Annotated in this window: 22 protein-coding genes; 9 read left to right on the top strand and 13 right to left on the bottom strand. The window is 69.5% G+C overall.

Annotation, left to right across the window (positions count from 1 at the left end):
• The first annotated feature begins 21 nt into the window (after nucleotides 1-21).
• Both MQC88_RS08020 and nadC read left to right on the top strand, forming a co-directional pair.
• Nucleotides 22-291, top strand: coding sequence for a Trm112 family protein (locus MQC88_RS08020; RefSeq protein ID WP_243320869.1), 270 nt, complete (start codon nucleotides 22-24; stop codon nucleotides 289-291).
• A gap of 10 nt (nucleotides 292-301) precedes the next feature.
• Nucleotides 302-1,171 (top strand): carboxylating nicotinate-nucleotide diphosphorylase, encoded by an 870-nt coding sequence (gene nadC, locus MQC88_RS08015; RefSeq protein WP_243320867.1) that lies wholly within the window; start codon nucleotides 302-304, stop codon nucleotides 1,169-1,171.
• A gap of 48 nt (nucleotides 1,172-1,219) precedes the next feature.
• Here nadC and MQC88_RS08010 read toward each other — a convergent pair whose 3' ends face one another.
• Entirely contained in the window at nucleotides 1,220-2,002 is a 783-nt protein-coding gene (locus tag MQC88_RS08010; RefSeq protein WP_243320865.1) for an FHA domain-containing protein, read from the bottom strand.
• A gap of 145 nt (nucleotides 2,003-2,147) precedes the next feature.
• Here MQC88_RS08010 and MQC88_RS08005 point away from each other — a divergent pair, with 145 nt between their 5' ends.
• Nucleotides 2,148-2,474, top strand: a complete 327-nt coding sequence (locus tag MQC88_RS08005) for a DUF3301 domain-containing protein (RefSeq protein WP_243320863.1) — start codon at nucleotides 2,148-2,150, stop codon at nucleotides 2,472-2,474.
• Between the two features lie 124 nt (nucleotides 2,475-2,598).
• Here MQC88_RS08005 and MQC88_RS08000 read toward each other — a convergent pair whose 3' ends face one another.
• The 6 genes from MQC88_RS08000 to MQC88_RS13060 all read right to left on the bottom strand — a co-directional run bounded on the left by MQC88_RS08000 (nucleotide 2,599) and on the right by MQC88_RS13060 (nucleotide 7,629).
• Entirely contained in the window at nucleotides 2,599-3,063 is a 465-nt protein-coding gene (locus MQC88_RS08000) for a ClpXP protease specificity-enhancing factor (protein ID WP_243320861.1), read from the bottom strand.
• Nucleotides 3,064-3,143: 80 nt separating this feature from the next.
• Nucleotides 3,144-3,779 (bottom strand): glutathione S-transferase N-terminal domain-containing protein, encoded by a 636-nt coding sequence (locus MQC88_RS07995; RefSeq protein ID WP_243320859.1) that lies wholly within the window; start codon nucleotides 3,777-3,779, stop codon nucleotides 3,144-3,146.
• 183 nt (nucleotides 3,780-3,962) lie between these two features.
• Nucleotides 3,963-4,706, bottom strand: a complete 744-nt coding sequence (locus tag MQC88_RS07990) for a cytochrome c1 (RefSeq protein WP_243320857.1) — start codon at nucleotides 4,704-4,706, stop codon at nucleotides 3,963-3,965.
• Nucleotides 4,699-5,970: a cytochrome b gene (locus tag MQC88_RS07985; protein WP_243320855.1), complete on the bottom strand. Its 1,272-nt coding sequence runs from the start codon at nucleotides 5,968-5,970 to the stop codon at nucleotides 4,699-4,701. The genes MQC88_RS07990 and MQC88_RS07985 overlap by 8 nt, the downstream gene beginning before the upstream one ends.
• A 3-nt stretch (nucleotides 5,971-5,973) precedes the next feature.
• A complete protein-coding gene (gene petA / locus MQC88_RS07980; RefSeq protein ID WP_243320852.1) occupies nucleotides 5,974-6,591 on the bottom strand; it encodes a ubiquinol-cytochrome c reductase iron-sulfur subunit in 618 nt (205 codons plus the stop codon).
• Nucleotides 6,592-6,741: 150 nt separating this feature from the next.
• The gene (locus MQC88_RS13060) at nucleotides 6,742-7,629 is read right to left on the bottom strand and encodes a lytic transglycosylase domain-containing protein (protein WP_243320850.1); all 888 of its coding nucleotides are present in this window, start codon (nucleotides 7,627-7,629) and stop codon (nucleotides 6,742-6,744) included.
• Nucleotides 7,630-7,767: 138 nt separating this feature from the next.
• Here MQC88_RS13060 and miaB point away from each other — a divergent pair, with 138 nt between their 5' ends.
• Together miaB and MQC88_RS07965 are read left to right on the top strand one after the other, a co-directional pair.
• A complete protein-coding gene (gene miaB, locus MQC88_RS07970) occupies nucleotides 7,768-9,165 on the top strand; it encodes a tRNA (N6-isopentenyl adenosine(37)-C2)-methylthiotransferase MiaB (protein WP_243320848.1) in 1,398 nt (465 codons plus the stop codon).
• A 6-nt stretch (nucleotides 9,166-9,171) separates the two neighbouring features.
• Entirely contained in the window at nucleotides 9,172-9,393 is a 222-nt protein-coding gene (locus MQC88_RS07965; protein ID WP_243320846.1) for a hypothetical protein, read from the top strand.
• A 73-nt stretch (nucleotides 9,394-9,466) separates the two neighbouring features.
• Here the strand turns inward: MQC88_RS07965 and MQC88_RS07960 are convergent, their stop codons facing one another.
• The 5 genes from MQC88_RS07960 to MQC88_RS07940 form a co-directional block, all read right to left on the bottom strand.
• The gene (locus MQC88_RS07960; protein ID WP_243320844.1) at nucleotides 9,467-10,582 is read right to left on the bottom strand and encodes an ABC transporter permease; all 1,116 of its coding nucleotides are present in this window, start codon (nucleotides 10,580-10,582) and stop codon (nucleotides 9,467-9,469) included.
• Complete coding sequence (locus MQC88_RS07955; protein ID WP_243321303.1) at nucleotides 10,579-11,520, bottom strand: ABC transporter ATP-binding protein; 942 nt, start codon at nucleotides 11,518-11,520, stop codon at nucleotides 10,579-10,581. The genes MQC88_RS07960 and MQC88_RS07955 overlap by 4 nt, the downstream gene beginning before the upstream one ends.
• 11 nt (nucleotides 11,521-11,531) lie before the next feature.
• Complete coding sequence (locus tag MQC88_RS07950) at nucleotides 11,532-12,491, bottom strand: HlyD family secretion protein (RefSeq protein ID WP_243320843.1); 960 nt, start codon at nucleotides 12,489-12,491, stop codon at nucleotides 11,532-11,534.
• Between the two features lie 21 nt (nucleotides 12,492-12,512).
• A complete protein-coding gene (locus tag MQC88_RS07945) occupies nucleotides 12,513-13,190 on the bottom strand; it encodes a TetR/AcrR family transcriptional regulator (protein WP_243320840.1) in 678 nt (225 codons plus the stop codon).
• Nucleotides 13,191-13,268: 78 nt separating this feature from the next.
• The gene (locus tag MQC88_RS07940; protein WP_243320837.1) at nucleotides 13,269-14,936 is read right to left on the bottom strand and encodes an amidohydrolase; all 1,668 of its coding nucleotides are present in this window, start codon (nucleotides 14,934-14,936) and stop codon (nucleotides 13,269-13,271) included.
• Nucleotides 14,937-15,099: 163 nt separating this feature from the next.
• Here MQC88_RS07940 and MQC88_RS07935 point away from each other — a divergent pair, with 163 nt between their 5' ends.
• Together MQC88_RS07935 and ybeY are read left to right on the top strand one after the other, a co-directional pair.
• Nucleotides 15,100-16,083 (top strand): PhoH family protein, encoded by a 984-nt coding sequence (locus MQC88_RS07935; protein ID WP_243320835.1) that lies wholly within the window; start codon nucleotides 15,100-15,102, stop codon nucleotides 16,081-16,083.
• Between the two features lie 35 nt (nucleotides 16,084-16,118).
• Nucleotides 16,119-16,607: an rRNA maturation RNase YbeY gene (ybeY, locus tag MQC88_RS07930; protein ID WP_243320832.1), complete on the top strand. Its 489-nt coding sequence runs from the start codon at nucleotides 16,119-16,121 to the stop codon at nucleotides 16,605-16,607.
• Nucleotides 16,608-16,722: 115 nt separating this feature from the next.
• Here the strand turns inward: ybeY and MQC88_RS07925 are convergent, their stop codons facing one another.
• Nucleotides 16,723-17,640, bottom strand: a complete 918-nt coding sequence (locus MQC88_RS07925; protein WP_243320830.1) for an alpha/beta hydrolase — start codon at nucleotides 17,638-17,640, stop codon at nucleotides 16,723-16,725.
• Nucleotides 17,641-18,071: 431 nt separating this feature from the next.
• Between MQC88_RS07925 and MQC88_RS07920 the strand changes: the two genes are divergently transcribed.
• Entirely contained in the window at nucleotides 18,072-18,956 is an 885-nt protein-coding gene (locus tag MQC88_RS07920) for a CorC family transporter (RefSeq protein ID WP_243321301.1), read from the top strand.
• A gap of 173 nt (nucleotides 18,957-19,129) precedes the next feature.
• A complete protein-coding gene (locus tag MQC88_RS07915; protein ID WP_243321299.1) occupies nucleotides 19,130-20,362 on the top strand; it encodes a lipoprotein N-acyltransferase Lnb domain-containing protein in 1,233 nt (410 codons plus the stop codon).
• Nucleotides 20,363-20,398: the final 36 nt, after the last annotated feature.

Here is a 20,398-nt window from a genome sequence, read left to right as displayed (position 1 = left end):
ACCCACGCACCGGCACCCGCCATGGACCGCAAGCTGCTCGACATCCTCGCCTGCCCGGCCACGCGCCAGCCACTGGCGCTGCTCGACAAGGCCGGGCTGGACGCGCTGAACCAGGCGATTGCCGGCGGCAGCGTCCACCGCGTCGACGACGGCGCGCAATCCGAACCGCTGCGCGAGGCGCTGGTCACGCGCGACCGCAAGCTGGTCTACCGCATCGACGACGGCATCCCGGTGCTGCTGGTGGAGGAAGCCATCGCCACCGCGCAGGTGGCCGGCTTCCCGCGACCGTGAGCCTTCGGGCATGAGCAGGGACTTCGCACCGCCGCCGCAGGCGGAAGTCGACGCCGATGTCACCCGCGCGCTGGCCGAGGACATCGGCAGCGGCGACGTCACCGCATCGTTGCTGCCCGACGCGCCCGACATCGCCTACCTGCTGTGCAAGGAGGCGGCCGTGGTCTGCGGCCGGCCCTGGTTCGACAGCTGCCACCGCCGGCTCGATCCTGCCGTGCGCATCGACTGGCGCGTGGCCGAAGGCGATCGCGTCGCCGCCGGCACCGTGCTGGCCACCCTCGCCGGCCGCAGCCGCGCACTGGTCAGCGCCGAGCGCACCGCGCTCAATTTCCTGCAGACGCTCAGCGGCACGGCGACGACGACGGCAGCACACGTCGATGCCGTCCGCGGCACCGGCGCACGCATCCTCGACACCCGCAAGACCATCCCCGGCCTGCGCCTGGCGCAGAAGTACGCGGTGCGCGTGGGCGGCGGCGACAACCACCGCATGGGCCTTTACGACGCGGTGATGCTGAAGGAGAACCACGTCCGCGCCGCCGGCTCGATCGCCGCCGCGGTCGCCGCCGCGCGCGACTGGCATCCGGCGCTGCCGCTGGTCGTGGAGGTGGAAACGCTGGCGCAACTGCGCGAAGCGCTCACGGCGGGCTGCGATCGCATCCTGATCGACGACTTCGATGGCGCCAGCCGGCGCGAGGCGGTGCGCATCGCATCCGGCGCGCCATTCAACCGCATGATCCCGCTGGAGGTGTCCGGAAGCGTCGACCTGGCCGGATTGCGCGCGATCGCCGAGGACGGCGTGGACTGCATTTCGATCGGCGCCCTGACCAAGCACGTGCGCGCGATCGACCTGTCGATGAAGCTGGGGGAGCCGCCGCGCTGAGGGCATGATTCCCGCCTGCGCGGCTGGTGGCAGTCCCCCGCGGATCCGCTAGCGCAGCAGCGCCCCTATCCAGATCGCCGCCAGCCCGGCCGCGGCCAGCGCGACCCACCACCATGGCGAAATCCCGGGGCGCGGCGCGACGGCGACCGCGGCGGCCGGTGCCGGTTCGTGCTGCTGCCCGGGCTCGGCGAGCCGGAAGCGCAGGGTATCGAAACCGATCTCGTCGCCCGGCGCGGCGAAGCCGTGCTGGACGCGCTTGCCATTGATGAAGCTGCCGTTGGTCGAGCCGAGATCCTCGACCTGGACGCCGGTGTTGGTGGGAACCAGCCGCGCGTGCTGGCGCGACAGTCCGGCCTCGTCCATGCGCAGGTTGCACTCCGGCGCGCGCCCGACCAGGGTTGGCCCGAGCAGCGCGTGGGTGCGGCCGAAACTTTCGCCCGAAACCCCGCGCAACACGTACTTGGGCAGCACCGGGCGGACCGCGGTGGCGCCCGGATCGTCGTTGGCCGGCGGCGGCAAGGTGCCGACGTGGTGGCGGCCCGGCGCCGCGGCCTCGATCGTGGACAACCGCGCCTGGATGCCGTCGAAACTGACGCTGTCGCCGGGACGCAACGCGATCAGGCCGTCGACGCTGCGACCGTTGACGCTGACCGTCGTGCCATGCGGCACCTGCAGCATCACCCCGTGCGCCGTGACGTGCAGCTCGCAATGCTGCGGCAACACGCCGGGGCGATCGAGCACGATATTGGCCTGCGGATCGGAGCCGACGCGGTTGACGCCCGGGCCGAGCAGCACCTGGGGGTGTTCGCCGCCGGGAAAGACAAGTTTCATGCGGGTACCCGGTCCGTTTGGGTCGCTGGGCGATGAGATTGCGGCGAGCGGCGTGAATCCCGCGCCAACGCGGCGGCGATTCTATCCCGCCGGCGCCCGGGTGGGCATGCTTGGCAAACCCGCCCGCAGGCCGCACATTGCGCGGATGCCGACTCTACTGATCCTGATGATCTGCGCTGCGATGGCGTTCGCATTCTGGAGCGCCGCCCGCGACGCCGCCGAGCGCGCCGAAGTCATGGGCCGCGACGCCTGCCAGGCCGCGGGCGTGCAATGGCTGGACCAGACCGTCCACGCCAACGGCCTGCGCCTGCGCCGTGGTGGCGACGGGCGGCTCGGATTCGAACGCAGCTTCCGCTTCGAGTATTCGGAGGATGGCAGTGACCGACACGTCGGCCGGCTGGTGCTGCGCGGCGGCCAACTGGTCGCCTTCAGCGGGCCGATGCGCGCGACGCCGGTGGTGACCCTGCACTGACGGGGGCGGCAACTGGGGTAGAAGGGGACGCCCCCGCGAATGCCGGCCTGGTAGGAGCGGCTTGTAGCCGCGAGCTCTTTGCCTGCAGCGAGCGTGCAGAAAAGCTCGCGGCTAAAAGCCGCTCCTACTTCACGATCCGCAGGTGCGCGCCACGCCTGGGCGCGGGCGGCTCGTCGTCGCCACCGTCGTCGTCGGATGCGGCTTGCTCGCCGCGCGCTTCGGGCGCGCCTGCCGTGCCATCCCCGGAACCGGCCGCGCCGGCTACATCCTCCGGTAGCGCCATGCCCTGCCCGGTCTCGCGCGCATAGATCGCCAGCACCGCGGGCAGCGGCACGATCACGGCGTGGCTGACGCCGCCGAAGCGCGCGGTAAACGCCACCGCATCATTGCCCAGGTCCAGGTGCGCGACCGCGCGCGTGGCGATGTTGAGCACGACCTTGCCCTCCTTGACGGTGTGCGCCGGCACCCGCACGCCCGGCTGGGTCGCATCCACCAGCAGGTGTGCGGTCATGCCGTTGTCGGCAATCCACTCGTACAGCGCCCGCAGCAGGTACGGGCGGTGGCTGGTCATCGACGATGCATCGCTCATGCCGGCAGTCTAGCGCCGCGGTGGCGTTTTGAAAGTCCGCACGGCGCATGCGGAAGCGGCCACCCCGGCTCGCGCCGGGTCTAGGCCGGCAGTTCGCGCAGGGTCTTTTCCTGCGGCGTCAGGCTGCGGGCGAAGCCGGGATTGCGGAAGATGCGGTTGCCGTAATCCTCGATCGACTTGCCGTCCTTGGGCAGGCCGATGCCCAGCGAGTCCAGGCGCCAGATGATCGGGGCCATCGCGCAGTCGGCCAGGCTCATCTCCGGGTTGAGGAAGAACTTGCTGGCCTTGAACAGCGGCACCGAGGCGGTCAGCAGCTCCTTCAGGCGCTTGCGCCCGGCCTCGACCTGCTGCTTGTTGCCCAGCTGGATCGCCTGCACCTGCGGCACCCAGTCGTGCTCGATCCGCAGCATCGCCAGGCGCAGGCGCGCGCGGGAGAGCGGATCGACCGGCATCAGCGGCGGGTGCGGATAGCGCTCGTCGAGGTATTCGCTGACCACGCTGGCCGCGTACAGCACCAGCTCGCGCTCGACCAGGGTCGGCACCGAGTGGTAGGGGTTGAGGTCGATCAGGTCTTCCGGCGGGTTCTGCGGGTCGACCGGGATGAAGTCGTAGGTGACGCCCTTCGCGGCCAGCACCAGGCGCACGCGGTGGCACAACACGTCGTCGACGGAAGAAAACAGGGTCAGTGCGTTACGCATGCGCGGACTCGTCGCCATCATGGGCTTCTCCGGCGACCGGAACCGCCGGTCGCACCGACGCCGCCTGCCCCTTGCAGGCGGTCGCCACGGTTCCCGAGCCGCGGGATGCATCCCTGCCGGAATCGCCCTATGCCAGCGGCGGTTCCGCGAAAAGCCCGGTCGTCGCTGGCCGGGCTGTTGCGCAGGGATCCGCACCACGCATCAATGCACGTCGCGCCAGTATTCCTTCTTCAGCAGGAAGGCGAGGAACGTGAAGAACGCCAGGAACAGGATCACCCAGACGCCCAGGCTCTGGCGCTTGAGGGCGGCCGGTTCGCCGGCGTACTCGAGGAAAGCGGTAATGTCGCGCACGGTCTGGTCGAACTGCGCGGGCGTCTGCGTGCCCGGCTGCGCCAGCACCAGCTTCTCGATCGCGCGGTCGCCCCCGGCCGTCGCCTCGCCGTACTCGGCGTGCTGCAGGCCCTGCAGCTCCCACAACGGGTTGGGCATCGAGGCATTCGGGAACAGCTTGTTGTTCCAGCCCAGCGGGCGCGACTCGTCGAGGTAGAACGACTTCAGGTAGCTGTAGATCCAGTCGCTGCCGCGCACGCGCGCGATCACGCTCAGGTCCGGCGGCATCTTGCCGAAGAACTGGGTGCCGTCGGCCTCGGTCAGCGCCACGTGGACCTGCTCGCCGGGCTTGCCGCCGGTGAAGTTGAGGTTGGCCTGGACGTCGTCCTCGCTCAGGCCCAGGTCCTCGGCCATGCGCGAATAGCGCAGGTACGACAGCGAATGGCAGCCCGAGCAGTAGTTCATGAAGTCGCGCGCGCCGCGCTGCAGCGAGGCCTTGTCGCCGAGGTCGGTGCCGGCGTGCGGCAGGGCTTCGCCTTCGGCCGCCTTCGCCGGGGCCGCGGCGAAACCGAGTGCGAACGTGGCCGCGAGGATCGTGGCGAGGAACTTAGTCATGCGTCGTCACCCGTTCCGGCACCGGCTTGGTCCTGTCGAGCTTGGTCCAAATGGGCATGCTGATGAAGAAGGCGTAGTAGAGGAAGGTCAGGATGCGGCCGATGATGGTCTCGACCGGATCGGTGCCGGGGCCCGCGCCGATCTTCATCAGCCACAGGAACGACACCACGAACACGCCGAGCATCAGCCACGACAGCTTGCCGCGGTAGCGGTAGGACTTGACCTTGCTCTTGTCCAGCCACGGCACCAGGAACAGCAGCACGATCGCGCCGAACATCACCAGCACGCCCCACAGCTTGATGCCGAAGAACGACGGCACCACCCGCAACATCGCGTAGTACGGGGTGAAGTACCAGACCGGCTTGATGTGCGCCGGCGTCACCAGCGGGTTGGCCTCGGTGAAGTTGTCGTGCTCCAGGAACCAGCCGCCGAAGGTCGGGGCGAAGAAGATGATGAAGGCCGCCAGCATCAGGAAGAAGCCGACGCCGACCATGTCCTTGACCGTGTAGTACGGATGGAACGGAATGCCGTCGGTGGGCGCGGTGGTCGACCAGCGGTTGCCCTTCGGGCCCTTCTTGATCTCGACGCCGTCGGGATTATTGGAGCCGACCTCGTGCAGCGCGCCCAGGTGCAGCACCACCAGCAGCAGCAGCACCAGCGGCAGCGCGATGACGTGCAGCGCGAAGAAGCGGTTGAGGGTGGCGTCGGACGGGATGTAGTCGCCCATGATCCACTCGGTCAGGCCGTTGCCGATGACCGGGATCGCGCCGAACAGCGAGATGATGACCTTCGCGCCCCAGAACGACATCTGCCCCCACGGCAGCACGTAGCCCATGAACGCCTCGGCCATCAGCACCAGGTAGATGGTCATGCCGAGCAGCCACACCAGCTCGCGCGGCTTCTTGTACGAGCCGTACATCAGGCCGCGGAACATGTGCAGGTAGACGACGATGAAGAACAGCGAGGCGCCGGTGCTGTGCATGTAGCGGATCAGCCAGCCCCACTCGACGTCGCGCATGATGTATTCGACCGACGAGAACGCTTCCGCCGCGGACGGCTTGAAGTGCATCGTCAGGAAGATGCCGGTGACGATCTGGTTGACCAGCACCAGCAGCGCGAGCGAGCCGAAGAAGTACCAGAAGTTGAAGTTCTTCGGCGCGTAGTACTCGGTCATGTGCTTGCGGTACATCGGCATCATGCCGGGCGCGCGCGCATTGACCCAGTCCATCACGGTGTCGGCGGTACGGGAGAAGACATTGGCCATGGCTCAGGCGGCTCCTGCGCTTTTGGCGGACGCGGGATCCACGCCGATCACGATCGTGGCGTCGTTCTCGAAGTGGTACGGCGGCACCGGCAGGTTGGCCGGGGCGGGCATGCCGGAATAGACGCGGCCGGCCAGGTCGTAACGCGACTTGTGGCACGGGCAGAAGTAGCCGCCCTTCCACTCCGGGTCGAACGGCTGCGGCTTGAGCTCCGGGATGAACTCCGGGGCGCAGCCCAGGTGGGTGCAGACCGCGACCAGCACCATGTACTCGGGCTTGATCGAGCGATACTCGTTCTTCGCGTATTCGGGCTGCTGGTCGGTGTTGTCCGACTTGGGGTCGAGCAGCAGGCCGTCCATCGTCGGCAGGATGTCCAGCATCGCCTTGGAGCGGTGCGACACGTACACCGGCTGCCCACGCCACTTCAGCGTCAGTTGCTGCCCTTCGGGCAGGGCGCTGACGTCCGTGGTCACCGGGGCGCCGGCCAGCTTGGCGCGGGCGCTGGGATTCCACGACTTGATGAACGGCACCGCCACGAACCCGGCGCCCACGGCACCGACCACGGCCGTGGTCGCGGTCAGGAACCGGCGCCGGCCCTGGTTTTCGACCCCATCATTGCCCATCAGGCACTCCGCAAAGACTCGATATCGGACCCGGCCACCGGCACGCATGCGACGAACGCACGGCGGCAGGCGGCCGCAAAGACGGGGAAGTGTAACGGAACGTGAATTAGGCCGACAATATTTGCGGCCCCGGAACGGGCCGAAAGCGGCTCAGCGCGCGGCCAGGGTGCCGCGATAGCGCTCGGCCAGCACCCCGACGCGCTGCACGTAGCGCTGGGTTTCGCTGTAGGGCGGCACGCCCTTGTACTTGTCGACCGCGCCCTCGCCGGCGTTGTAGCCGGCAGCCGCCAGGGTGAGGTTGCCGTCGAAGCGCTTGAGCAGCCAGGCCAGGTACTGGACGCCGCCGCGGATGTTCTGGCCGGCGTCGAAGGCGTTGCCGACCCCGAAACGGCGCGCGGTTGCCGGCATCAGCTGCATCAGGCCCTGCGCGCCGACCCGCGACAGCGCATTCGGGTTGAAGGCGGACTCGGCATGGATGATGGCGCGCACGATCGCCTCGTCGACACCGTAGGCCCTGGCCGCGCTGTGGATCTCGTCGTTGTAGGCGGTGGTGTTCAGGCGCACGGAACCGAAATTGACGCCCGGCTTGGCCGCGCAGGCGTAGCAGGTCTCCATGTAGCTGTACTTGATCGTCCTTACCGCGCTGACCCCGGACTGTCCGCGTGGCCGCGTGCTGGTGTAGTGGCGCACGCCGTTCTGGATGTAGGAGTAGACCTGCCCTTGGACCAGCCGCGGCGCCTGCCAGGGCTTCTGCGCGGGGGGCGCGACCGGCGACGCCGGCGCCGGCAGGCTGGCCGACACCGGGGACCCTTCCGCCGTGCTGTCGAGCGTGGCGCTACCGGCCGCGACGGGCGCCGCGGGCGACTTGTACGCCTTGGTCTTGTAGCTGCTGACCGCCGTGCACTTGGCACCGGGAACACGCTTGCTGGAATAGCTGCGGCCGCCGTCGGCGCTGTCGCAGCGGTACACGGTGCCGGCCACGGCCGGAGCCGTCAGCAGCAGGCAGGTCAGTGCCAGGATTCCCCGTGCCCCCTTCATGGCAGCGAGTGTCCTACCATCACGTCGCCGTGACAAGTATTTGATTTTGCTGAACGCAATTGGTGTTCAGCCTCATCGCACCTCGCCTTAAACTAGCCACCCGGCGCGGATTGACCGCCGCCTTCCCGGATAACGCACATGGCTTCCCCTGCCCGGCCGTCCCGCGGCAAGCTGTTCATCCAGACCCACGGCTGCCAGATGAACGAATACGACTCGGCGCGGATGGCCGACGTGCTGGCCGCCTCCGATGGCCTGGAGTTGACCACGAACGTCGAAGAAGCCGACGTGATCCTGGTCAATACCTGCTCGATCCGCGAAAAAGCGCAGGAAAAGGTCTTCAGTCAGCTGGGCCGCTGGAAAGCCCTCAAGCAGGGCGACCGGCCGGTGCTGATCGGCGTGGGCGGCTGCGTCGCCAGCCAGGAGGGCGCGGCGATCGTCAAGCGCGCGCCCCATGTCGACCTCGTGTTCGGGCCGCAGACCCTGCACCGGCTGCCCGAGCTGATCGCCGCGCGCCGCGAATCCGGCACGCCGCAGGTGGACATCAGCTTCCCCGAGATCGAGAAATTCGACCGCCTGCCCGAGCCGACCGCCTCCGGCCCCAGCGCCTTCGTCTCGATCATGGAAGGCTGCAGCAAGTACTGCTCGTTCTGCGTGGTGCCCTACACCCGCGGCGAGGAAGTCAGCCGGCCGTTCGAGGACGTGCTGGTGGAGGTCGCGCAACTGGCGGCCCAGGGCGTGCGCGAGGTCAACCTGCTGGGCCAGAACGTCAACGCCTACCGCGGGCCGATCTCACCGGTGGAAGGCGCTGCGTCCGTCCCGGGCGCGGAGCCGGAAGTCGCCGACCTCGCGCTGCTGATCCGCGCCATCGCCCAGATTGACGGCATCGACCGGATCCGCTTCACCACCTCGCATCCGCTGGAATTCTCCGACTCGCTGGTCGAGGCGTACCGCGACGTGCCCAAGCTGGCCGATTACCTGCACCTGCCGGTGCAATCGGGCAGCGACCGCATCCTCGCGGCGATGAAGCGTGGCTACACCACGCTCGAGTTCAAGCAGAAGATCCGCAAGTTGCGCGCGGTGCGCCCGGGCATCTCGATCTCCTCGGACTTCATCGTCGGATTCCCCGGCGAGACCCAGGCCGACTTCGACCGGACCATGCAGCTGATCGAGGATGTGGGGTTCGACCAGAGCTTCAGCTTCATTTATTCGCGGCGCCCCGGCACCCCGGCCGCCGACCTCGAGGACGGCACCAGCGACGCCGAAAAACACGCGCGCCTCGAACGCCTGCAGGCGCGCATCAACGCGCAGGCGGCAACGATTTCCGAGGCGATGGTCGGCAGCGTGCAGTCGGTGCTGGTCGAGGGCCCGTCGCGCAAGGATCCCAACGAGCTCACCGGCAAGACCGAGAACATGCGCTCGGTGAACTTCGCCGGGCCCGCGCACCTGGTCGGGCAGTTCGTCGATGTCGCGATCACCGCGGCGCTGTCGAATTCCCTGCGCGGCCGGATCGTGGCGGACGACGCCGCGGCCGCCTGAGCGCCGATGCCAGCCCCAGCGCCGGCACCGGGCCTGCTGCGGCGCTACGCGCTCGGACTCTGGCTATGCGGGATAGCGGCCCTCGGCGCGATCGAATTCCATCGCGCCGCGTGCGCGACGGGGACATGTGCGCCAAGCCTGGTCGCGTGGCTGTGGCTGGCCGGCACCTGCGCCACCGGCCTGTCCGGCGTCGCGCTGCTGCTGCGCGAGCTGCGCCGCCGACGATAGGGAACAGGCCGCAGGGGAAGCAGGCCCCGCCATCCCCGGGCGAGTCGCCGGGTGCCGGCCCCGATGCAGTGCGTCAGTCCAGCCGCTTGCGGAAGCGCAGGATCGCCAGCGCCATCATCGCCACGGTGAACACCACCAGCGCCAGCACTTCCGGCCACAACTCGAACAGCCCCGCGCCGCGCAGCATCACCCCGCGGATCAGGCGCAGGAAATGGGTCAGCGGCAGCAGTTCCGCCAGCCACTGCACGATTTTCGGCATGCCCGCGAACGGGAACATGAAGCCCGACAGCAGGATCGACGGCAGGAACACGAAGAACGTCATCTGCATCGACTGGAACTGCGAGCGCGCCTTGGTCGAGATCAGCAGCCCCATGGTCAGGTTGGCGACGATCAGCAGGATCGAGGCGAGGTAGACGTCGAGCAGGCTTCCGCGGATCGGCACCTGGAACAGCCAGATGCCCAGCAGCAGCACCAGCGTAGTCTGGACCAGGCCGATCAGCGCGTACGGCAGCACCTTGCCGACCATCAGCTCGCTACGGCTGAGCGGCGTCGCGATCAGCAGCTCCATGTTCCCGCGCTCGCGTTCGCGCACGATCGCCACCGAGGTGAACATCACCATGGTCATGGTCAGGATGATGCCGATCAGGCCCGGCACGATATTGACCGCCGAACGCCGCTCCGGATTGTAGAAACTGACCACGCTGATCCGCTGCGCCGCGGACAGGCCGGCGTCGCGCAGCGGCCCGGCATTGGCCGAGGGCGTGGTGTCGAGCGGCACCTGCGCCAGTTGCAGCGCGGCGCTCTGGACCACGGTGTCGGTGCCGTCCACCAGCACCTGCGCCACCGCGCGGCCATCGATGCGACGGCGCTCGAAATCGGCGGGGATGGCGATCCCGACGCTGATCTCGCCGCGCTTCAGCAGCGCCATCAGTTCCTGCGGCGTGCGCGCCTCGCGCACGGGCACGATCACGTCGGTGGCGAGCATGTCCATCACCAGCGCGCGCGACCCGGCGCTGCCGGCCTGGTCGGCGATGGCGGCATCCAGGCCGCGCAGGTTGAGGTTGATCGCGTAACCGAACAGCACCAGCTGCAGCACCGGGATGCCGATGATCATGGCCAGGGTGATGCGGTCGCGGCGCAATTGCCGTACCTCCTTGAGCATCACCGCCCAGAGCCGGCGCCAGTTCATGCCGCGCGCCCCTGCGCGTCGGCCTCGTCATCTCCGCGCTGGGTGGCGGCGACGAACACGTCCTCGAGGTTGGGCTGCACGGCGGCAAGCTCGGCTTCGACGCCGGCCGACGACAGCGCCTGGCGCAGGCGCGACTCGATGTCGCCGGCGCCGGCATCCACCAGCACCCGCAGCGCGTTGCCGATCTGCGCGGCGCTGAGCATGCCGTCGACGCCGCGCAGCGCCTGTTGCGCCTTGCGCGGTTGTGCGGCGCGCACCTCGAACGTGCGCCCGGCCAGCGCACCGGTCAGCTCCAGCGGCGTGCCGTCGGCCACCAGCGCGCCGCGGTCGAGGATCGCCAGCCGGTGGCAGCGCTCGGCCTCGTCCATGTAGTGGGTGGACACCAGCAGGGTGGTGCCGCCGTCGGCGAGCCCGAACAGCTTTTCCCAGAAGTCGCGGCGCGATTCGGGATCGACCGCGCTGGTCGGTTCGTCGAGGAACAGCATTTCCGGCGCGTGCACGATCGCGCCGGCCAGTGCCAGCCGCTGCTTCTGGCCACCGCTGAGGGTACCGGCGAGCTGGCGCTGGCGATCGGCGAAGTCGTATTCCTCCACCAGCTGGTCGACGCGCGCGCGGGTACGCGCCTTCGGCACGCCCTGCACCGCGGCCAGGAATTCCAGGTTCTCGCGCACGCCCAGGTCCTCGAACAGCGAGAACTTCTGCGTCATGTAACCGATGCGCCGGCGCAATGCCTCGGCCTGTTCGGGGATGCGCAGCCCTAGCACCTCGATCTCGCCTGCGGTTGGCGTCAGCAGGCCGCACAACATGCGGATGCTGGTCGACTTGCCGGAACCGTTCGGGCCCAGGAAGCCGTAGACGGCGGCGCGCGGCACGTCGAGGTCGATGTGGTCCACCGCGACCAGCTCGCCGAAGCGTCGCGTCAGCCCGCGCGCGCGGATGGCGACGTCGCTCACGGCCCGAACTCGACCCGCACCGGCAACCCGGCCGGCAGTTGCCGCGCGTCCTCGCCGTCGAGCGCGATCTCGGCCAGGTAACTCAGGCGCGCCGCGTCCTTGCCCACCAGCGCGTAATACGGGGTGAAGCTGGGTTCGCTGCGGATCATCCGCACCTTGCCCGCGAGCGCGGCTTCCCGCCCCTCGACGAAGACGCGCGCGGCGCTGCCGACGCGCACGTCGGCGCGGATCGGCTCGGGCACGTACACGCGGGCATGCGGCGCGTCGCCGACCAGCAGGATCGCCAGCGGCGCGCCCACCGGGGCCTGGTCGCCGAGCCGGTAAGGCAGGCTGTCCACGATCCCGGCGCGCGGCGCGACCAGCGACAGCTTCGCCAGCGTCGCCTGCTCGGCCGTGGCCTGGGCCTGGGACGCACGCAACGCTGACTCGCCCTGGGCGATCTGTTCGCTGCGGGTTCCGTGCTCGAGTTCATCCAGCGCCGACTGCGCGGCGCTTGCCTGCGCCCGCGCGTTGCCGGCCGCCGCGCGGGCCCGGTCGACATCGGCCGCTGCCACCAGTTGGCGTGCACCGAGCGGTTGCAGGCGCGCGTAGTAGGCCTGCGCGTCGCGCGCCTGCGCCCGTGCCGCAGCGAGCTGCGCCCTCGCCTGGGCGATGCGTTCACTGCGCGGCCCGGCTTCGAGTTCGGCCAGCGCGGCGCTTTGGCGTTGCGCCTGTGCCTGAGCGGCCTGCGTGGTCGCGGCGACGCGCGTCGACTCCAGCCGCAGCAGCGCCTGCCCGGCCGCCACTTCCTCGCCCTCGCGGACATCGATGGCGACGATGCGCTCGGCGACCGGCGCCGGTACCGCGATGCGGTCGTACTCGAGCGTGCCCAATGCCTGCGGCGGGGGCTCGCTGCAGCCGGGCAGCACCATGGCCAGCAACGCGGCAGCGACCAGGATCAGTGACTTCAAGCCCATGCCTTGCACCCCTTGCCGGCGTCAGCCGGCGCCAATGCCGCGATCCAGCAGTGCGATGGTGTGGTCGCGCAGGGCCACCGCATCGAGATCGGACGCATCGAAGAACTGGCGCCAGATCGGCGCCCCCGCGGCCGGAAACAGCGTCAGTCCGACCAGCGACACCACCAGCAGGCGCGGATCCAGTGCCGGGTCGAGCTGGCCGTTGCGCTGCGCACGGGCGAAGCGCGCCGCCAGCTGCGCCGGCAGCTGCGGCCCGATCCGCGTGAGCATCAGCTCGCGCAGGGCGCCACCCTCGCACAGCACTTCGCGCACCCACAGCGACGGCAACCACGGGTGCCGCGCGACCAGGTCGCCGATGCCGCGGACGAAGGCCGCGACCAGCGCGGCGACATCGTCGCCCGCACGCAGCAGCGGCTCGCGCAGTTCGGCGAATGCGGGAACCAGCCGCTCCTCGACCACCGCCTGCTGCAACTGGGCCTTGTCGCCGAAGTAGTAATGCAGCAGCGCCGGCGTGACCGCCGCTTCGGCGGCGATCGCGCGCAGCGAGGTCGCGGCGATCCCGGTCCGGACGTAGCAGGCGATCGCCGCATCGAGCAGGCGCGGGCGCAGGTCCGGGGCGTCGCCCGCGGGGCGGCCGGCGCGACGCGCGGGCTTGCGCGCGGGCCGGGTGGCCACTTTCACGGGTCGGGGAGCGCTCATGCAGGCAATATTAACCACATGATTAATTTAGTTGCAAGCGCGGCTGTTGCCGGAGCAGGGACGGCGATGACAGGTTGGCTAGCGCGCCGGCTTGTCCGCCTCGTACACCGGCTTGCCGTCGACATAGGTGGCCAGCACCGCAAGGTCGCGCAATCGCGCCGGGGCGACCGCCAGCGGATCCTGCGCCAGCAGCACGAAGTCCGCGCGCTTGCCGACGGCCAGGCTGCCCACCTCGTCCTCGGCGAAACCGGCATAAGCGGCATCCAGGGTGAAGCCGCGCAGCGCTTCGTAATTGGTCAGCAACTCCTCGGGATGCCAGCCCCCGGCCGGCTGCCCCTGCGCATCGGTGCGGGTGGCCGCGGCATACAAACCCAGCCGCGGATCGACCGACTCGACCGGGAAGTCCGAGCCCAGCGCCAGCCGTGCGCCGCTGTCGCGCAACTGCCGCCAGGCGTAGGCGCCGACGATCCGCTGCGGCCCGAGCCTGTCCTGCGCCCAGGGCATGTCGGAGGTCGCATGGGTCGGCTGCATCGAAGCGATCACGTGCAGCTGCGCCAGCCGCGGCAGGTCGCCGGGCGCCAGTACCTGCGCGTGTTCGATCCGCCAGCGATGGTCGGTGCCCGCTGCATCCGCGCCGAGCACCTTGGCGTAGGCCTCGACCACCACGTGGTTGCCGCGGTCGCCGATCGCGTGGGTGGCGACCTGCACGCCGCATCCCTTCGCGCGCGCCGCGACCGCGTCCATCTGCTGCGGCGACATCATCAGCAGGCCGCGGTTGCCGTGGTCGTCGCTGTAATCCTGCAGCAGGGCCGCGCCGCGGCTGCCGAGCGCGCCGTCGATGTACAACTTGACCGTGCGCATCTTCAGCCGGTGCGAAGGATGCTGGTACAGGCCGTTGTCGCACAGCCAGGCCAGCGCATCGCTGTCGCCGTCGGCGAAAGCGGTAACCCGCATCGGCATCTCGCCGCGATCGGCCAGCGCCTGGTAGATGCGCAGCTCCGACAACGCGATGCCCGCGTCGTGCACCCCGGTAAGGCCGTGGGCAACGGCGTCCCGCATCGCCAGCTTCAACGCGCGCTCCACCGTAGCCGCGTCCGGCGCCGGCACCACGCCATCGACCAGGGCCATCGCGGCGTCGACGAACACGCCGCTGGCCTGGCCCCGGGCGTCGCGCACGATGCGGCCACCGTCTGGCTGCCAGTCGCCCGACAGGTCCTTGCCCACGGCGCGCATCGCCGCGCCATTGGCCCAGCCGGCGTGGCCGTCGATCCTGCTCAGCCAGACCGGGCGCTCGGGAAACGCGGCGTCGAGGTCGGCGGCGGTCGGGAAATCCCGCGCTTGATCAACACCGGGCGGCCAGTCGTTCTGGTCCCAGCCGCGACCGACCAGCCACGCATCCGCCGGCAACTCGCGCGCGAACTCCCGCAGGCGCTGCAACACTTCGTCCTTGCTGCCGGTGCCGACCAGGTCGGCGGTGAGATGGGTCATGCCGAGGCCGGACATGTGCCCGTGCGCATCGATCAGGCCGGGGACCACGGTCGCGCTGCCGGCATCGATCCGGCGTGCGCCGGGATAGCGCGCCAGCAGTTCATCGCCCGCGCCGAGCGCGAGGATCCGTCCGGACCCGTCGAAGGCCATCGCCTGCGCGCGGGGCTGGGCGACGTCCATCGTGTCGATGCGCGCGGCCGTCAGGACCGTGACCTGCGCCGCCATCGAGGGCGACGACGTCAGCGCACACAGCGCCATCACCATTGCGCCCAGCACACTCCGCGATCCGCGCATTGCGTTCCCCTCGCCTCCCAGGTATCGCAGCACTTTGCGAAAAACCACCGCCGGGCGCAAGCTTGCGCGCCCGGGCACGCCGTCGCCCCAGGCCCGCACGCCACGCCAATCCGCCACGCCAGCACCGATGCCACAACGCAGCACGTCCGAATTCGTCCTTGACCCGCCCGACGCCGAGCGCCTGGCCAACCTCGCCGGCCCGTTCGACGCGCACCTGCGCCTGCTCGAACTGCGACTGGGCGTGGAAGTCGGCAACCGCGGCAACATCTTCCGCGTCAGCGGGCCCGCCACCGCCGTGGCGAAGGCCGGCAAGCTGCTGCACGAACTCTGGCGCGATGCCGCCGGCGAACCCCTGGACGAAGCGGCGATCCACCTGCGCCTGGGTGAAGCCGCGGTGGACCGCGTCGTCGAGGAGGACATCGAGCCGCAGGAAGTCGCGATCCGGGTCAAGCGCGGCACCATCCGCGGCCGCGGCGCCAACCAGGCCAAATACCTGCATGCGATCGCCACCCACGACATCAACTTCGGCATCGGCCCCGCCGGCACTGGCAAGACCTTCCTCGCGGTGGCGATGGCGGTGGAAGCATTGAACGAATCGCGGGTGCAGCGCCTGATCCTGGTGCGCCCCGCGGTGGAGGCCGGCGAGAAGCTCGGCTTCCTGCCCGGCGACCTCACCCAGAAGGTCGACCCCTACCTGCGCCCGCTCTACGACGCGCTGTACGAGATGCTGGGCGTGGAGAAGGTAGTCAAGCTGCTGGAGAAGAACGTCATCGAGATCGCGCCGCTGGCCTACATGCGCGGCCGCACGCTCAACGACGCGTTCGTGATCCTCGACGAGGCGCAGAACACCTCGATCGAGCAGATGAAGATGTTCCTGACCCGCATCGGCTTCGGCTCGACCGCCGTGGTCACCGGCGACCTCACCCAGATCGACCTGCCCAAGCACCAGAAATCGGGGCTGCGCGATGCGCTCGACGTGCTGCGCGACGTCGATGGAATCGGCTTCACCTTCTTCGAATCGAAGGACGTGGTGCGGCACCCGCTGGTGGCGCGGATCGTCAACGCCTACGACGCCCGCGACGGCCACGACGCCGCCACCGGGCCGGCGTAACATGGCCGCGACCGGCTAGCGTTGGAGCAGTCCCCATGACCCGCGGCCCAACCCGCCTCGATGTTTCCGTCGGCTACGCACTGCCGCGCGCCGGCCTGCCAGCGGCCACCAGTTTCCGCAAGTGGGTCGCCGCCGCGCTCGAAAGCCGCATCCGCGAGGCCGATCTCGCGATCCGCATCGTCGATGCGAAGGAAGGCCGCGCCCTCAACCGCCACTACCGCGGCAAGGACTACGCCACCAACGTGCTGAGCTTCCCGGCCGATGTCGCCGAGGGCGTCAAGCTGCCGAAGGGCGTGAAGATGCCGCTGCTGGGCGACCTGGTGATCTGCGCGCCGGTGGTGGCCAGGGAGGCGCGCGAGCAGGGCAAGCCGCTGAACGCGCACTACGCCCACCTCACCGTGCACGGCACCCTGCACCTGTTGGGCTGGGACCACGAGGACGAATGCGACGCCGAGTGCATGGAGAAGCTGGAGCGCGCGATCCTCGCCGGGCTCGGGATCGAGGATCCTTACCTCGAGCGCTGAAGCAGGCTCGCCCGCAGACGGCAAAATGCCCGCCGGTTGGCGGGCATTTCGTTGGTCCAGTCGGTTTGCCGCGATTTTTGTCGAACGGATCAGGCGGCATGCAGCCCCTGGTCCCTCAGCGCACGGTCCCGTTGTACAGGGAGGACATGAACCCGGACACCTGCGTGGTGTAGGCCGAAGGCAGCCCGAGGGTGTCATTGATCTGCCCATGCGTCAGGTTCTGCGGCAGCACGCTGGCCGCCGTGCCGTAGCTCATGGCCTTGTCGACGAACTGTTGCGCGCGGACGCAGGAGTTTGCCTCCTGGGTCGTGCACACGGCCAGGAACGGCGCGATGCGGCCACGCAGTTGCGTCATCGGCGATGCCGCACTCCACAGCGCGGGATCGGTACCGAACGCCTGGTCGTAGAGGGTTTGATGGTAGGGGTTGTTCATGACCGCGGGAACGTCGTACACCGCGCTGTCCAGCGCGACGGTACCCAGCCACGGCCTCGCGCCCTGCGCGGTCGCCAGCGAAGGCTGCGCGGCCAGCAACGACACCAGGTGTCCGCCGGCCGAGAATCCCATCACGATGAACCTGTCCGGATCGGCACCCCACGTCGCGGCATTGCGTTGCGCGTAGGCGAGTGCCTTGGCCACGCTCTGCGCCTGCTGCAACGGGTTGGCGTTGGGCACCAGCGGATAGTTGACCGAAATGAAGACGACGCCGGTCGGCACCCAGGCCTCGACCTTGTTGCGCACCACGGGCGTATCGAGCTTGTCGCCCTGCCACCAGCCGCCGCCGTGCACCATCAGGATCGCAGGCGCCCCCGGCACCATCTTGGGCGGCATGTAGACGTCCAACTTCTCCTTCGCGTTGCTGCCGTAGGCGACATCGAACTGGAAGCACATGTTCGCGGGCAAAGAGTGCTTGGAGCTCGGCGTCGCCGAAGTGCAGACGCGGCCTTGCGGCAAGGCGCGGGTCCGGGCGTCGCCGGCGGACCAGGCGAGCATGGCCAGGAGGACCAATGCGAGCTTGAATCTCAGGGAATTCATGGACATTTGCACACAGGGGGTGGTGAGCGGTGCGCGATGCTAGCAATCGCACCTCGCCCGAATTGGGCATCAGCGCACACATCGCGCAGCGCGGACGCGCCCTGCAAGATCCCGGGCCGCGAACCGCGATGCCGGAGGCGGACAGAAGGTGATCGTGGTCGCGTATCCACTTTCGGCGGGACCAGATGGGCGGGACCTTCGCCGGGCTTCCCGCCCGGCACCGCCCGGGTCTTCGCTTCCTGGCGTGCCGGGATGGCTGCCGCGGGCAAGGACCCGCGTGCGCGTTTCCGGAACTGGCGGAAGGCCCGCCCAACCGCCAATCACAGGCTGCGGGGGGCGGACTCCCGGTCCGCCATGGCCGCATTTACCTGCCTGCCAGCCGCCCGCGCTAGACTTCTCCAGTCGCCCGTCGTGGCGCCTGCATGAACGCAATGTCCGAGGACGACAGTAGTAGCTCTCCCGCACCGGCCGGCGCCGACAAGCTTCGCCCCGAACGCCGCTCATGGCTGGACCGCATCGGCGCGATGCTGTCGGGCGAGCCGAGTACCCGCGAGGACCTGGTCGAGCTGCTGCGCGACACCCAGTCCGACGGCCTGATCCAGGCCGATACCCTGCGGATGATGGAGGGCGCGATCGCGGTGTCCGACCTCAGCGTCGGCGACGTGATGATCCCGCGCGCGCAGATGGTGGCGCTGTCGGCCCAGGAACCGTTCCTGGAGCTGATGCGCCAGGTGGTGGAATCCGGGCATTCGCGCTTCCCCGTGCATGGCGAGGACCGCGACGAGATCCTCGGCATCCTGCTGGCCAAGGACCTGTTGCGCGGCGTGGTCGCCGACCACGACCTCAGCCATGGCAATGTGCGCGAGTTGTTGCGCCCGGCGGTGCTGATCCCCGAATCGAAGAAGCTCAACGTGCTGCTGCGCGAGTTCCGCCAGTCGCGCAACCACATGGCGATCGTGATCGACGAATACGGCGGCGTCGCCGGCCTGTTGACGATCGAGGACGTGCTGGAGCAGATCGTCGGCGAGATCGACGACGAGCACGACGATGCCGAGGACCCGGATGCGCTGATCGCGGCGCAGGCCGACGGCCAGTACGTGGTCGACGCGCTGACCCCGATCGACGATTTCAACGAGCGCTTCGGCGCCGATTTCGACGACGACGAATACGACACCATCGGCGGCCTGGTGACCGCCGCCATCGGGCACCTGCCCGAGGCGGGCGAGGAGCTGACGCTCGGGCGCTTCGGGTTCCGGGTCGCGCGCGCCGATGCGCGGCGGCTGCATGCGTTGCACGTGAGCGTGCATGGAGATTGAGGCAATCCATCGACTGTCATCGCAGGCCTGGCGAGGGACCTGCTGGCCCATTGCCATCCGTGGACAGCACGCGCATCGCTATCATCGCGGCAGCAACGACCATGCGGATCGGCCTGCAGCGAAAGGAAGCTTTCGTGGCTTCTAACCCCCTACGCATCCTGTTGCTGGCGTTCATGCTGCTGGCGCTGTCGTTGCAGCAGGCCGCGTTCGCGCAGGCCCATGCGGGTACACCCGCGGCAAAGGCGCCAGCCGCCCGCGCGCCTGCCCCGGCAGCCGCGCCGGCCGCGGTGCCTCCCGCCTCCGCCGCGACCCCGCGCATCGGCGTGATGACGATGCAGCCTGGCGTGATCTTCTGGGAGCGCTTCGGCCACGATGCGATCGTGGTCGCGGACCCGGCCACGGGCGCGGCCACCTCGTACAACTTCGGCTTCTTCGACCCTTCCGAGCCCGGGTTCTTCGGCAACTTCGTGCGCGGCCGCATGCAGTACATGCTGGTGGCGCTGCCTTTGCAGCAGGACCTGGCGACCTACCGCGAGGAAGGCCGCGGCGTGTCGATCCAGTGGCTCAACCTCAACGCGGCTCAGGCGAGTCGGCTGGCGCAGGCGCTTGCGGAAGAAGCGCGGCCGGAGAACGCACGCTACCGCTACGACTACTTCACCGCCAACTGCGCGACCAAGGTGCGGGACGCCCTCGATGATGCACTCGGCGGCTGGCTGCACCACATGATCGCCGGCCGCTCGCGCGGCAACACCTATCGCAGCGAAGCGGTACGGCTGGCGTCGCCGGCACCATGGATGTGGCTGGGTTTCGACATCGGCTTGTCGCGCCGCGCGGACCGCCAACTGTCGCGCTGGGAAGAAGCCTTCGTGCCGATGCGCCTGGCCGACAGCCTCGACGAGACCATGCTCCCGGACGGCCGCCCGCTGGTCGCCGGGGAACAGGTGCTGCTGCCGCACCGGATCGCGCCGCAACCACCGGAGTCGGCGCGCCCGTGGTGGCCATGGCTGCTGGCGGGGCTGGCGCTCGCGGCGGCGGCGCTGCTGCTCGGCGCCCTGCGGCCGCGCCTGCTCGCGGCTGTCGCGAGCGCATTCTGGCTGGCGTGCGGCCTGCTGGGCGCGCTGGAACTGTTCATCTGGCTGGGCACCGAACACCGCGCCGGCTGGGGCAACGAGAACCTGCTGCTGTTCAGTCCGCTGTGCCTGCTGCTGTTGCCAGGCGCCTGGCGCATTGCCCGCGGCCGCGGCGGCGGCCGCCTGTTCCACGCTGTGCTTGCTGCGGTGGCACTCGGCGCGGCCGCGGCGCTGCTGCTGAAATGGGTGCTGCTGTTCTCGCAGGTCAACCAGCCGTGGATCGCGCTGCTGCTGCCGCTGCACCTGGCGCTCTACGTGCGCCTGCGCCGGCGCTGAGCGCTTGCCGCTGGCGCCCGTGCGGAGCAGGATGCC

The sequence above is a fragment of the Cognatiluteimonas sedimenti genome, assembly GCF_022808325.1.
Lineage (GTDB): Bacteria > Pseudomonadota > Gammaproteobacteria > Xanthomonadales > Xanthomonadaceae > Cognatiluteimonas > Cognatiluteimonas sedimenti.
This window is presented reverse-complemented; position numbering and strand designations above follow the sequence as displayed.

Bases quoted from the DNA above. Each gene is read 5' to 3' on its own strand.
- MQC88_RS08020 (WP_243320869.1), top strand. From the start codon at position 22: ATGGACCGCAAGCTGCTCGACATCCTCGCCTGCCCGGCCACGCGCCAG.
- nadC (WP_243320867.1), top strand. From the start codon at position 302: ATGAGCAGGGACTTCGCACCGCCGCCGCAGGCGGAAGTCGACGCCGAT.
- MQC88_RS08010 (WP_243320865.1), bottom strand. From the start codon at position 2,002: ATGAAACTTGTCTTTCCCGGCGGCGAACACCCCCAGGTGCTGCTCGGC.
- MQC88_RS08005 (WP_243320863.1), top strand. From the start codon at position 2,148: ATGCCGACTCTACTGATCCTGATGATCTGCGCTGCGATGGCGTTCGCA.
- MQC88_RS08000 (WP_243320861.1), bottom strand. From the start codon at position 3,063: ATGAGCGATGCATCGTCGATGACCAGCCACCGCCCGTACCTGCTGCGG.
- MQC88_RS07995 (WP_243320859.1), bottom strand. From the start codon at position 3,779: ATGGCGACGAGTCCGCGCATGCGTAACGCACTGACCCTGTTTTCTTCC.
- MQC88_RS07990 (WP_243320857.1), bottom strand. From the start codon at position 4,706: ATGACTAAGTTCCTCGCCACGATCCTCGCGGCCACGTTCGCACTCGGT.
- MQC88_RS07985 (WP_243320855.1), bottom strand. From the start codon at position 5,970: ATGGCCAATGTCTTCTCCCGTACCGCCGACACCGTGATGGACTGGGTC.
- petA (WP_243320852.1), bottom strand. From the start codon at position 6,591: ATGGGCAATGATGGGGTCGAAAACCAGGGCCGGCGCCGGTTCCTGACC.
- MQC88_RS13060 (WP_243320850.1), bottom strand. From the start codon at position 7,629: ATGAAGGGGGCACGGGGAATCCTGGCACTGACCTGCCTGCTGCTGACG.
- miaB (WP_243320848.1), top strand. From the start codon at position 7,768: ATGGCTTCCCCTGCCCGGCCGTCCCGCGGCAAGCTGTTCATCCAGACC.
- MQC88_RS07965 (WP_243320846.1), top strand. From the start codon at position 9,172: ATGCCAGCCCCAGCGCCGGCACCGGGCCTGCTGCGGCGCTACGCGCTC.
- MQC88_RS07960 (WP_243320844.1), bottom strand. From the start codon at position 10,582: ATGAACTGGCGCCGGCTCTGGGCGGTGATGCTCAAGGAGGTACGGCAA.
- MQC88_RS07950 (WP_243320843.1), bottom strand. From the start codon at position 12,491: ATGGGCTTGAAGTCACTGATCCTGGTCGCTGCCGCGTTGCTGGCCATG.
- MQC88_RS07945 (WP_243320840.1), bottom strand. From the start codon at position 13,190: ATGAGCGCTCCCCGACCCGTGAAAGTGGCCACCCGGCCCGCGCGCAAG.
- MQC88_RS07940 (WP_243320837.1), bottom strand. From the start codon at position 14,936: ATGGCGCTGTGTGCGCTGACGTCGTCGCCCTCGATGGCGGCGCAGGTC.
- MQC88_RS07935 (WP_243320835.1), top strand. From the start codon at position 15,100: ATGCCACAACGCAGCACGTCCGAATTCGTCCTTGACCCGCCCGACGCC.
- ybeY (WP_243320832.1), top strand. From the start codon at position 16,119: ATGACCCGCGGCCCAACCCGCCTCGATGTTTCCGTCGGCTACGCACTG.
- MQC88_RS07925 (WP_243320830.1), bottom strand. From the start codon at position 17,640: ATGAATTCCCTGAGATTCAAGCTCGCATTGGTCCTCCTGGCCATGCTC.
- MQC88_RS07920 (WP_243321301.1), top strand. From the start codon at position 18,072: ATGTCCGAGGACGACAGTAGTAGCTCTCCCGCACCGGCCGGCGCCGAC.
- MQC88_RS07915 (WP_243321299.1), top strand. From the start codon at position 19,130: ATGCTGCTGGCGCTGTCGTTGCAGCAGGCCGCGTTCGCGCAGGCCCAT.